Annotated in this window: 10 protein-coding genes; 5 read left to right on the top strand and 5 right to left on the bottom strand. The window is 42.5% G+C overall.

Translation table 11 applies throughout. The annotated features are described in order from the left end of the window. Positions 1-151: 151 nt before the first annotated feature. From OSCI_RS08720 to gyrB, 3 genes are all read right to left on the bottom strand, one after another. On the bottom strand, positions 152-973 hold the full coding sequence (locus OSCI_RS08720; RefSeq protein ID WP_007354555.1) for a Uma2 family endonuclease: 822 nt from the start codon (positions 971-973) through the stop codon (positions 152-154). 180 nt (positions 974-1,153) lie between these two features. Further along, a complete protein-coding gene (locus OSCI_RS08715; protein WP_007354554.1) occupies positions 1,154-1,870 on the bottom strand; it encodes a heme oxygenase (biliverdin-producing) in 717 nt (238 codons plus the stop codon). A gap of 472 nt (positions 1,871-2,342) precedes the next feature. Further along, positions 2,343-4,283, bottom strand: coding sequence for a DNA topoisomerase (ATP-hydrolyzing) subunit B (gyrB, locus tag OSCI_RS08710; RefSeq protein WP_007354553.1), 1,941 nt, complete (start codon positions 4,281-4,283; stop codon positions 2,343-2,345). 388 nt (positions 4,284-4,671) lie between these two features. On the opposite strand from gyrB, the gene OSCI_RS08705 reads away from it, so the two are divergent. Continuing rightward, positions 4,672-4,938 carry a BrnA antitoxin family protein gene (locus tag OSCI_RS08705; RefSeq protein WP_007354552.1) on the top strand — a complete coding sequence of 89 codons (267 nt, stop codon included), beginning with the start codon at positions 4,672-4,674 and terminating at the stop codon, positions 4,936-4,938. A gap of 57 nt (positions 4,939-4,995) precedes the next feature. On the opposite strand, the gene OSCI_RS08700 is transcribed toward OSCI_RS08705, so the two are convergent. Together OSCI_RS08700 and OSCI_RS08695 are read right to left on the bottom strand one after the other, a co-directional pair. Continuing rightward, positions 4,996-6,228 carry an ATP-binding protein gene (locus tag OSCI_RS08700; protein WP_007354551.1) on the bottom strand — a complete coding sequence of 411 codons (1,233 nt, stop codon included), beginning with the start codon at positions 6,226-6,228 and terminating at the stop codon, positions 4,996-4,998. Positions 6,229-6,537: 309 nt separating this feature from the next. Next, the gene (locus tag OSCI_RS08695; protein ID WP_007354550.1) at positions 6,538-7,101 is read right to left on the bottom strand and encodes a DUF697 domain-containing protein; all 564 of its coding nucleotides are present in this window, start codon (positions 7,099-7,101) and stop codon (positions 6,538-6,540) included. 57 nt (positions 7,102-7,158) lie between these two features. Between OSCI_RS08695 and OSCI_RS29795 the strand changes: the two genes are divergently transcribed. The 4 genes from OSCI_RS29795 (at position 7,159) to asnB (ending at position 12,510) form a co-directional block, all read left to right on the top strand. Then, the gene (locus tag OSCI_RS29795) at positions 7,159-7,377 is read left to right on the top strand and encodes a hypothetical protein (RefSeq protein WP_148288904.1); all 219 of its coding nucleotides are present in this window, start codon (positions 7,159-7,161) and stop codon (positions 7,375-7,377) included. A gap of 118 nt (positions 7,378-7,495) precedes the next feature. Continuing rightward, positions 7,496-8,425, top strand: a complete 930-nt coding sequence (miaA, locus tag OSCI_RS08690; RefSeq protein WP_007354549.1) for a tRNA (adenosine(37)-N6)-dimethylallyltransferase MiaA — start codon at positions 7,496-7,498, stop codon at positions 8,423-8,425. Next, the gene (locus OSCI_RS08685; RefSeq protein WP_007354548.1) at positions 8,422-10,578 is read left to right on the top strand and encodes a tetratricopeptide repeat protein; all 2,157 of its coding nucleotides are present in this window, start codon (positions 8,422-8,424) and stop codon (positions 10,576-10,578) included. The genes miaA and OSCI_RS08685 overlap by 4 nt, the downstream gene beginning before the upstream one ends. Positions 10,579-10,668: 90 nt before the next feature. Continuing rightward, positions 10,669-12,510 carry an asparagine synthase (glutamine-hydrolyzing) gene (gene asnB / locus OSCI_RS08680; protein WP_007354547.1) on the top strand — a complete coding sequence of 614 codons (1,842 nt, stop codon included), beginning with the start codon at positions 10,669-10,671 and terminating at the stop codon, positions 12,508-12,510. Positions 12,511-12,548: the final 38 nt, after the last annotated feature.

The raw sequence follows: 12,548 nt of genomic DNA, 5'->3' as shown, positions 1-12,548 counted from the left end.
TATAGCAATCCTAAATCATTTGTGAATTTCTTACTCCCTCCCCTTAGCAAGGGGAGGGTTGGGGTGGGGTAAAAAATTTACGATTCATTTAGGATTGCTATAGATAACTAAATCCTTCTTCCTTCTTCCTTATACTTACTTGCGCGACAGCTTATTCACTCAATCGATCGGGATTAATCCCTTGAGAACGTAAATACTGAGCTAAACGTTCCGCCCTTTGGTGTTCCTGTTCCGCCCTTTGACGTTCCTGTTCCGCCCTTTGACGTTCCTGTTCCGCCCTTTGGTGTTCCTGTTCCGCCCTTTGACGTTCAATTTCAATTTGTTCTACTGCCCAAGGTAGCAAATTCCCAGATTCATCCCACCAACGCAACCAATAACTCGTATGTTCTTCCTTTTTCCCTCGCCATGTTCCTAAAAATAATCCCATTTCAGGCATCCAATGGCGACCATTTTCCTGCGGTATTTCTAATTCATACCGCTCTCCTTGTAGGCGATAAACTTCTAAAAGTCCCGCGTCTGGCTCAAAAATTATATATGTTTTAACTTTCAGAACTTGTTCGTAAAAAAACCATTTTCCCGGCGGATATGTGCGCTTTACTGAATACTCACCGCCATCAGTTTCTGAGAGAAATTCCATCACAATTTCCGGGACTTCTCCTTCTAAGTTTGATGTATAACTCCTCCGGGATTTTGCTTGTGCAAGTGGCTCAACTGAAGGAATATACACCCAATCTGGGGCTTTAATTACTAACTGTTCATCAATGGTGGCACAGAGTCCAAAATTGGAGGCGATTAACATTTCTGGCTTGATAAAACCAATTAGTTCTAGGGTTTCTCGTAAAGCACCAGCAATCAAGGGTTGACCAGTATTTTCCACAGGTTCCTCTTCTAATTTATAATCGTCTGGTAGTTTTTCCCAGGTGATTTTGATTGGGGCTGTTCTGAATTGGGTGGGGGATTGTGTCATCACCATTGTTTTTGCTCTCCTATGTTATCGAGAGAAATAGAATCTAGCGATCTCTGAGTAATTATAATGCAAAAATTATAATGCAAAATCCCGGAGATTTGGTGACTGCTTCAAAGCCATCAAACCCCCAGGATTTTAAAACTATCTTCTCTAGAGAAGATTAAATTATCTCGAATCGATCGCTATCTACTCAGCAGTAACTAATTCTGTACTACCAGTACCACGCTTGCGGGTAAGCGTATTGTAGAGCATTTGACCGATCGCTTTCACTAAGCTGCCTTCCAATTCCATGAATAATTTCATGTTCATGCCAAAAGCTGCGTTTGCTTCATCGACAATGCGATCGCAAGTAGCATCATCCAAATCTAAACTATCCAGAGATTGACGGTAGTTATTTTTAAACGCCTTCTCATCTGGAATTCCAGGGAATTCGTAGAAATCAGTACCAACCCCATCCGACAGATTCATCGCCCGTACAGCAATTCCTTTGAGAATTTGACCGCCGGACAAATCGCCGATGTAGCGAGTGTAAGAGTGAGAAATTAATAATTCCGGTTCTGTTGCCGAAATTTCTCTAATTCTCTCAACGTAAGCTTTAGCAGCCTTCGATGGGGCTACCACATCGCGCCATTGAGGGCCGTAATAGTAGGCTAAATCGTTCTCTAGGCTTTGTTTGCGATTCAACTCAGGAAAGTAAATTTTGGAAACAACGGGATGATTGCGGTGGCGTTCGATTTCCTCTTCCATTGCTGAGTAAATGAAATAGAAGTTACCCACCAAAGGCCGGTATGAATTTTTTTCGACAACGCCTTTTAAAAAGCACTTGACAAAACCCACGTTTTCTGCCATCGTGTGGGCTTTTTTCGTTCCTTCACGTAATTTGGCTGCTAAGTTGATGGTCATAATCTAATATTTTTCTAGAGTTCAAGTTTTGTGTTTGCTGGTCAATTCACGAACCAGCTCAAAGTCACCTGAATTGCTAGCGTAAACTGATTTGATGAGAAATTTTATTACGATTTATATAGCTAGGGGAAGAAGGGGCTAGGGGCTAGGGGCTAGGGGCTAGGGGAAGAGGGTTAGAGGGTTAGAGAGTTAGAGGCTAGAGGGTTAGAGGGCTAGAGAGTTAGGGGAAGAGGGGGTATAGAATCAATGGTTTGGGCTATTTAGAGTGTCCTAACTGTCTTGGTGGTTGCTATAAAACTTAGGCAAAAAAGCCGGTTTCTGGGAAAAATTATCGATATATCCGAGAAATATTAGCAGAAACCGGGTTTTTGACCGCGCGTGTAAGTCTTGCTGGAGATTAGTCGTAAGGTGGGCGCTGCGACTTAACAAGCTTTCTCCTGGGATTGTCTAATCGCAGCGCCCACCCTACAAATTAAATATCCAAGTCGGTAAGGTTGAGTTTGGGGCCGTAGGTTTCGATGAATTCGCGGCGAGGTGCGACGCGATCGCCCATTAAAATTGTAAAGATACGGTCGGCCTCAGCAGCATCTTCAATTTCAACTCGTTTCAGCGTCCGACTTTCAGGGTTCATGGTAGTTTCCCACAACTGTTGTGGCATCATTTCACCTAAACCTTTGAACCGCTGAATGGTGTAGTTAGCATTAGCGGGGAATTCGTTGCGGATTAGGTTTTGGAGTTCGCGATCGCTGTAACAGTAGAAATGATTGCGTCCTCGTTCTACCTTATATAGTGGAGGGCAGGCAATGTAAATATAACCCTGATCGACAAGCGATCGCTGATAGCGGTAGAAGAAAGTCAACAATAACGTGCGGATATGGGCTCCATCTACGTCAGCATCAGTCATAATTACGATGTGGTGATACCGCAATTGAGAAGGATCGAATTCATCGCCTCTGATCCCTAATCCCAAGGCAGTAATTAGTGATTGAATTTCATTATTCTTGTAGATTTTGGCATCATCGGTTTTCTCAATATTGAGAATTTTCCCGCGCAAAGGTAGGATGGCTTGAAATTGGCGATCGCGTCCTTGTTTGGCACTACCACCGGCGGAGTCGCCTTCCACGAGATATATCTCTGATTTTGAAGGATCTCTGGAACTACAATCAGCCAATTTCCCTGGCAAAGGAGACGATTCTAGGACTGATTTTCGCCTTACTAAATCGCGGGCACGGCGGGCGGCTTCAGCAGCTTTAAAGGCTTGAATTGCCTTCTCTAAAATGGTGTCGGCAACTTGGGGGCGAAACTCCAAATATTCTGTTAATACTTCGCCTACCAAGGAATCGACAATTCCCCGAACTTCAGTATTACCTAACTTGGTTTTAGTTTGACCTTCAAATTCTGGGTCAGGTACTTTTACAGAAATAACGGCTGTCAAACCTTCCCGAATATTTTCACCGCCGAGATTAGGTTCGTTTTCTTTAATCTTATTGCGTTTGCGGGCGATCGCGTTCATTGTCCGCGTTAACACCGCCTTCAACCCTTCTAAGTGAGTACCGCCATCGATGGTACGGATGTTGTTTGCAAAGCCGAGAACGTTATCGCTGTAGGCATCAATACACCACTGCAAAGAAACTTCTACTTGTACATTATTGCGTTCCCCTTGAATGAAAATTACTTCTTCATGTAGGGGTTGCTTATCGCGGTTCATGTAAGCGATGTACTCTTTAATACCGCCTTCATAGCAGTAAGTTTCGATGTGGGGTTCGCTGCTTTTGAGCAATTCCAATCTGCGATCGCTAAACGTAATTTTAACGCCAGCATTCAGATAAGCTAATTCTCGCAACCGCCCGGAAAGAATGGTATAATCAAACTCAATGCCTGTACTAAATATCTGCGTATCAGGCAAGAAAGAAACTGATGTACCACTGCGATTTTCTTTACTCGGCTTGTCAACGAGGTCGGTGACGGGAATACCGCGCTCAAAACGTTGATTGTGTACCTTTTTATCGCGCCAAACAGTGACTTCCACCCACTCAGACAAGGCGTTGACAACGGAAATACCGACCCCGTGTAACCCTCCAGAAACTTTGTAGCCGCCGCCGCCAAACTTACCGCCGGCGTGCAACACTGTCATTACTGTTTCTATTCCCGATTTGCCCGTCTTGGCAACGATGCCGGTGGGAATACCGCGCCCGTCATCTGTTACAGTTACGGAACCATCGGCATTGATGTCAACTTCAATGTGAGTGCAGTGGCCAGCCAGCGCCTCGTCGATGGAGTTGTCCACAACCTCGTAAACTAGATGGTGTAGTCCTCGCGGGCCTGTTGTACCGATGTACATCCCCGGCCGTTTGCGGACTGCTTCGAGACCTTCGAGAACTTGAATTTGATCGGCGCTGTAACTGCTGGTCATACTAAATAGCTCCAATAATGGGGTATAAGCCCCTAAAGCTGCTCTTAAGCAAAAACTGTAAAAATTATAGCATAAAACGGTTAACGGCGCTGCTAGGGCATTCTCAAGATAAATTTATTGGGGGGATGCACTCCTGAAGGTTTGAGCTATCGCGCCTGTTGACATTTGGCGGTGGGACTGCTAGCAAGGTGAAGTTAGGGAGTGCGATCGCAGATCGTACACCAATGTTTCACTACTAGATAATAAATAGCGATCGATTAGGATAAAATAACTGGAGAAAATATTTTTAGTCTATACTAGAAATGCAGTTTGAGTGGGATGAGAACAAAGCTGAGTCTAATTGGCTTAAGCATAACATTAAAAGCGACAAAAACAGAGCGCAAGAGATATGAAGAAGGAATCTGACTTCCCGTTCGAGAGGGCAAGACGAGTCACACCAGAAGAAAGCCAGAAATTCAGATCGGCAATTTCTGAACAGTTTGGCATCAAGTTAAGAGAACGAGATTTACCCGCCAAAAATGAAGAAGAAAAGTATGAATTAATTTCGCTCAAACTTCACCCGAAAGTTCTAGCTTGGGCGATCGAAGAATCCAAAAAAAGAGGCATTGGCTATCAAACAGTGATTAATGAAGTCCTGTTAGAGCGAATTAGCTGATGGCGATCGCGCTTGCAAAGATTGCAGAAAGGGCGATCGCTCTAGCATAAAGGTAAATCAATCTTTTAGTAATTCTTGCTGGCGCAACAATACCCGCTCTTGACGTTTTGTAACGGCTGTATTATGAGCCTGGATTGCTTGTTCTACGATCGCGATCGCTACATCAGGGTGAGCTTCCAGATACTCTGTCAACTTCTCTCGCACAAGAGATTCAATAAATTCTCTTACTTCCAGATTAGCTAGACGAGTTCGGGTTGGGCCTTCAAAAATCGGATTCGGTAGCTTAACAGCAATGATGCCAGTGTAGCCACAATTGAAACCATCCATCCAGCCTAAATTTGTGTCTGCATCTTTAAGCTTGCCTAGCTTGTGAGCGATTGCGCTCACCGTGCGAGGGATCGCTAGTTTTAAGCTCTCTATGTGAGTACCGCCATCGATAGTACGGATGGAGTTGGCAAAACCCAACAGTTTGTCGTAGCCATATTCGCTCGGAACGTACCACTGAAAGGCTATTTGTACTTGTATACCGTTGCGATCGCCCTCAATATAAATCACTTCTTCGTGCAGAGGTTCTTTGTCAGAGTTTAAGTAGGCGACGTATTCCCGGATGCCGAGTTCAAAACAGTAGGTTTCGATGCGGGGAGAACTGCTATCGAGCATTTCCAAACTGTTGTCAGTCAAAATAATTGTCAGACCAGGATTGACATAAGCAATTTGCCGCAAATGAATGGCAAAAGTATTGTAATCAAACTCAATGCTAGTGGTGAAAATCTGCGAATCTGGTTTGAAAGTAACTGAAGTTCCCGTGCGGTTTTCTAAGCTGGGTTTGGCTATCAATTCGGTAACTGGGATGCCTCTCTCAAAACGCTGAGTATAAATTTGTTCCTTCCGCCAAACTGTCACCTCCAACCACTCGGACAAAGCATTGATGACTGCTATTCCAACTCCATGTAGCCCCCCAGAAACCTTGTAGCTGTCGCGATCGCACCATTCCCCTCTGTGAAGAACCGTCAAGACTGTTTCTACGAATGATTTGCCATTCTTAGCAACGATATCACTAGGAATGCCGCGCCCGTCATCTGTTACAGTCACGGAACCATCAGCATTAATGTCAACCTGAATGTGAGTGCAGTAGCCAGCCATCGCCTCGTCGATGGAGTTGTCCACAACCTCGTAAACTAAATGGTGGAGTCCTCGCGCGCCTGTTGTACCGATGTACATCCCCGGCCGTTTGCGGACTGCTTCGGTAGGTGTAAGAATTTGAATTTGATCGGCGCTGTAATTGGTCATACTAATATGGCTCCAATAATGGCGTATAAGCCCCTAAAGCTGCTCTTAGTTAAAAACTGTAAAAATCATAGTATAAAACGGTTAAAGGCGCTGCTAGGGCATTCTCAATATAAATTTATTGGGGGGATGCAGTTCTGAAGGTTAAGCATCGCGCCTGTTGACATTTGGTGGTGGGACTGGTAGCAGTAAGTTGGGGAGCGCGATCGCAGCGAGACGGAATTGCGGAGTCATGGTTCTGAGGTACTGTGGCGCGATCGCACTTAGGAAGAGCATAATGAAGGGCGATCGCTCTAGCGTAAAGATATCCTCTTAAAGTCGAGACAGTAGTTCTTGCTTCTTGGCAAGAAATTCTTCTTCCGTGAGAATGCCTTGCTCTTTCAACTTACCCAGTTTTTCGAGAGACTGATAAATATTAGCAGCATCATTCCCCTTTTCATTTTCTAAATCTGAAACATAACTTTTGCCTTTCTCAAAGGCTGAATCATAAACCGTTTTCACTTGTTCTTCAACAAAGTTATTCAGGGAACCACCGCTAGAGAAAAGATTGATCGCAACCTGTCCGACTGCATAAGTCGAAGCACCAGAAGCGATCGCCATCGATGCTCCACCAATCATCGTACCCAAACCAGGAAGTGCTTTGAGAAAACTCGCCCCCAGACTAGCAAGGCTAGTACCTGTAAGCGCTGAAACAAATGTTTTGCCCATGCTCTTAGAATAGCTAACATCGTAAACAGCGGCAATTTGCTGGAGCATTTCCAGTTGAATAGCAGTGACAGCAACAAAATCAACCAGTGGGATTGGGATTAACCCACCACCCATTGCCCACAATACATGGGATCTAATAATCGCCTCGGCTTCAGTTTGTTTGCTCATAAAATATAACCTGTCTCAAGTTTTTGATGTCTCTATTTTGGCTAATTTATTGGTAAAGTGCCAACTTACTTCCCACCAATTACCACCCAAAAACAATCTACTCCTTTATTCGGCAACAAAACTAACTCGCCATCCCGACTCGTCGCCAATTTTCCCAGTGGGTTCAAAGTCGGTCAAGAGATGCAAAAGCATCTCGATAGTTTTGTATTCTACCATTGGGTCATGGGGTCTGCGATCGCCAGAATCAATCGACGTGCAATGGCTGATGCCTTTTAAAGAGAATCTTTAATTGTATACAACTTCATGTAAATTTGGTATAAGAGTTTGATAAATTTAGTTGGGGATGCACTTCTTAAGGTTTCAGCGATTTAACAGTTTAGCAACGCAGGAGTTAATGTCTGAAGTGACGACAGGTTTAATTGTAATTTGTGGTGCGACGGCTACGGGAAAGTCGGGACTGGCTTTAGCCTTGGCTCACAGGCTAGAAAGTGCGATACTTAGTGCAGACTCGCGCCAAGTCTACCGCGAGTTTAACATCGGTACGGCGAAACCAACGAAGCGCGATCGCGAGTTAGTACCGCACTATTTAATTGATATCTGCGATCCTACAGAAACTTTGACAGTAGCAGATTACCAACAACAAGCTCAAATCTTAATTGAAAAGTTCCATCAGTCTAACACTATGCCGCTGTTAGTGGGGGGAACTGGCTTATATATTAAATCAGTCGTGCAGGGTTTGAAGATTCCCAGAGTCGCACCCGTACCAGAATTGCGATCGCAACTTACCGCACTAGGTCAACATCAATGTTACGCTATGCTGCAACAAGTCGATGCGATCGCAGCCAGCAAAATTCACGCCAACGATCCAGTCAGAACCTTAAGAGCCTTAGAAGTATTTTATGTCACAGGGCGTACAATTTCCGAGCAGCAAGGCGAAAACCCGCCAACTTATCCGATTTTACAGATAGGTTTAGATTCTGAAGCTGGATTAGGCGATCGCATTCAACAACGCACGGAGGAAATGCTAGCATCTGGTTGGCTAGATGAAGTACAATTTTTGTGCGATAAATACGGCTTTGACTTACCCCTACTAAACACGCTAGGTTATCAAGAAATGAAGCAATATTTATCTGGTAACATTAGTCTGGTTGAAGCTAAAAATCTCACAGTGTTGCATACGCGGCAATTTGCCAAACGTCAGCGGACTTGGTTTAAAGCCTATCCTCAAATTGAATGGTTTGATGCTGATATGCCAGATTTGTTAGATAAAGTGTGGCAGCGAGTGCAACAATTTATCTATATTGATTATAGGGCTAAACAATGAATATTGCTACATTAAATTTTCGATCTTTAAATTTAATCATCTTCCCAGATTGGAATCAATCCGAAGAATCCTTATACTTAGATTTAGAACAAATAATCAAAGCTATCCTGACTAATCCCGACAAAGATAATATTGCACTGCTAATAGATAGCAGCAACCTCTCTGCTGAGTCTGAATTAGATCCCAATCTGATCTTATCAGGAATTACGCTCGATTTGCTTTTCCAAGAAGATTTAGATACCGACAGCGAACCGGAAATAATTATACTAGAAAATCTCGCTCAAAAGGATTGGCAGAATATTTTACCTCAGATTCAATATCGGATTAAATTAACTACGGAAAATGAGGATGCAATCGCAGATTCAGGATTCGCGAATATTCCCACATTAGAAATAGAAGAAGTAAGCAAACCGCAATCATTGAAACTAGAACCATCATTACTTCTAAACTTAGCAAACCAATCTTACCAGCAAGGTAGATATGAAGAAGCAGTTAGCCGTTATCAAAGGTTATTGGAAAGCCAAACCGGAGATGCAGAAGTTTATTTTAGCTTAAGCGAATGTTGGAGAAATCTTAAGAAAATAGAAGACGCGATCGCCATTCTCCAACAAGGCATCAGCATTTACCCTACCACAGGTAAACTACACTTTTACCTAATTACAATATTACAGCAAAATGGATATACCAAAGAAGCCATCTCAAGTGCAGAGACAGCAGCCGAATTAGTCCCAAAAGAATACGTTTTTCAGCTATTGAAAAATTTACTACTGCCAATAGTTTACGATACTCCAGAGGAAATAGAATATTATCGCCAGCGATTCATTCAAAAGCTACATACTTTGATTCAACAAACATCTCTCCAAACGCCTGAAGATAAAATCAATACTCTCATAGGTATTGGTTCCTACACTAATTTTTACTTAGCTTATCAAGCTCATAACGTTGTAGAATCGCAATCAAAGTATGGTAACTTATTACATCAAATATTAGCAGCAAACTATCCCCAGTGGGTTGAGCCGAGAGCGATGCCTCCATTGCCAGAAAATGGTAAAATCAGAATAGGCTATATCTCCAATTACTTGCACTCTTATAGCGGCACTTTATGGCTAACTGGTTGGTTGCGTTACAGCGACAAAAGCAAGTTTGAAATTTACAGTTATTATACAGGAAACGATCCAGATTTGATCACTCAACAATTCCGAGATAGCAGCGATGTTTTTCACCATATCCCTCACAACTTAGAAGCAGTTAGCCAACAAATTATTGCCGACAAACTGCACATACTTGTATTTCCAGAAATTGGCATGGATGCACCTACTATACAAATAGCAGCTTTGCGTCTTGCTCCCATACAATGCTCAGCCTGGGGACATCCCGTAACATCGGGTTTGCCGACAATTGACTATTATTTATCTAGTGAATTGATGGAACCAGAAAATGCACAGCAACATTACTCGGAAACCCTGATTCGCTTACCTAATATCGGTGTTGCATACCCGAAACCAATTGTGGGAAAATTAACTAATACTCGCTCCGATTTTAACTTGCGAGAGGATGCAGTTATTTATTTATGCTGTCAAGCTCCATTTAAATATTTACCACAATACGATTATATTTTAGCTAAAATTGCCCTGCGCGTTCCCCAAGCTCAATTTATTTTTCCTCGCGGGGAATTGTTGCGAAAACGCCTGAATCGTGCTTTTGCAAAGGTCAATCTGAATTATGAAGATTATTGTTTATTTATGCCAATCGCCACTCGCCAAGATTATATCGCCATTAACTTTCTTTCTGATGTCTTTTTGGATACTTTTACTTGGTCTGGCGGGAATACTTCCTTGGAAGCGATCGCGTGTAATTTACCCATTGTAACTTGTCCGGGAGAATTCATGCGCGGTCTTCATGCTGATAGTTTCTTGAAGATGCTAGGAGTGACAGATACCATTGCCAAAAATGAGGTTGAATATATTGACATTGCTGTTAACTTGGGTTTAGAATTAGAGTGGCGAGGTAAGATTTCAGAAAAGATGAGCCAGCGGCAAGATTATCTTTTTGACGATCGAGTTTGTGTTGCTGGTTTAGAGAATTTTTATCAAGAAGTTACAGAGAATGAAGATCAAATATTAAAGGAGATATTAAGTGAATCACCTAAATAAAAGAGTTTCAGACTATTCTATTAATATAAGTCATTGTATATTAGCAGACCGTAATTCTTAGTAAATAATGTTGAGCAACGAGAAAATATAATGTGTGGATTTGCCGGATTTATTGACTTCCAAGATTCTCAGCAACAGGAATATTGGGCATATCTTACCCAGATGGGGCAACAATTATTTCGACGTGGCCCTGATGACGAGCAAGTTGTTAACTCTCATCCTCTTTGGTTAATTTTTAGAAGACTTTCGATTATTGATGTAGATGGAGGAGTGCAACCGATTTGGAATGAAGATAATACAATGTTTGTGGTGGTGAATGGGGAAATTTATAACCATCTTGAGTTGCGATCGCAATTAAGAGAAAACCATCACTTTCGTACCAAATCTGATGCAGAGATTGTGCTACACTTATATGAAGAACTGGGTGCTAAAGCTCTCGAATACCTCAACGGAATGTTTGCGATTGCTCTGTGGGATGGTCAAAAGCAACAATTATTCTTAGCACGAGATCGGCTTGGTATTAAACCTTTATATTATGCTCAAGTTGGTTCACAACTGATCTTCGGTTCCACTTTAGCATCTCTGCTGGCTCACCCTAATACACCTTGGCATCCTCAGTTTCAAGACTTAACTAATCTCAGCGCTACGACTTCCTTTGTCAGAGGTATTAATCGCCTGGCAGGGGGACATTACCTATTATTCGATGTCACTACAAAAACCGTAACTCCTCAATGTTATTGGAACTTAGCTGATTATTTAGTTACTGAACCCGTAAACGATCGGCGCACTCCCAGCGATTATATCAGAGAATATCGCGACCTATTTGTTGATAGTGTAAAGAAGCGCCTAATGAGTGATGTTCCCGTGGGAGCTTGTTTCAGCGGTGGACTCGATTCCGGGGTAATTGTGGCCGTTGCGCGTCAGGCACAACCAGATTTTCACTGCTTTAATATTTGCGATGATAACACCCGCGAAAATGGAGATTTTCAAGCAGCATATCAGCTTTGCCAACAGTTGAAACTTCCATTTCATCCGATTTGGTTTGACCCAGAAATATTCTTAGATCAACTCGATTTTTCCTTAGAGACACTGGAATATTTTATTTGGTTAATCGACTCTCCTAAATTTAACTTGGAGTGGATTTATAAGCACGAACTCTATCGTTATGCTAACACCGTAATGCCTGAATTGAAGGTGATGCTATTAGGACAGGGTTCAGATGAATTTGCTGGTGGTTACTCTACAGCCGACGATAAAACAGTCAAAAACTGGCAAGAGTATAACTCAGAACTGGCTAGCAAACAAGAGTATAATCTCCAACGCAAAAAATCGACTGGACTTAAGGATGGTTCTTCTGTATTTGATTACACTCTCCAATATTGTCCTCCTGGTTGCACAAGCTTTCAAAAAGAAATGTTGATGGAAATTTATTCCCTACAAGACTATAACCTCTGGCATGAAGACCGTACTTCTATGAATCAAAGTATAGAAGCTCGCGTGCCGTTTTTAGATCATCGTTTGGTGCAATATCTCGTTTCAATTCCACCACAACATCACCCTACACTGTTTTGGAATAAGACTATTATCCGCCAAATGGCTCAAGAGTGGTTGCCAAATGATTTTGTCTATCGCCAAAAATCCCACGCCACAGAACCTCAAATCTACAACCGTATGAAATATAAAATTGTGCAGCGGATTTTTCCCGAATTTAAGCAAAAGTATATTGATAATCGCGATAAGTCCTTATTTAAACCAGAAACTATGCTGGGATGGTTCGAGCAACCTCATCGCAATCAAAATGGTATTCTTGGCTTTGAGCAGTTATTAAATGGGATGGCAATGACTATTTTCAAAGAGCTTTGCCGCGAGAGAAATTCTATAATACCTGGAGATTATTTGTATGGACGATCGCCATTAGAAGTCCGTTTGTAGCGAGCTTGCGGCATTCTGTAGTAAAATCCAATTTGGGA

Source organism: Kamptonema sp. PCC 6506 (assembly GCF_000180455.1).
Lineage (GTDB): Bacteria > Cyanobacteriota > Cyanobacteriia > Cyanobacteriales > Microcoleaceae > Kamptonema > Kamptonema formosum.
The sequence above is the reverse complement of the archived record's forward strand: the minus strand, read 5'-3'. Positions and strand labels throughout refer to the sequence as shown.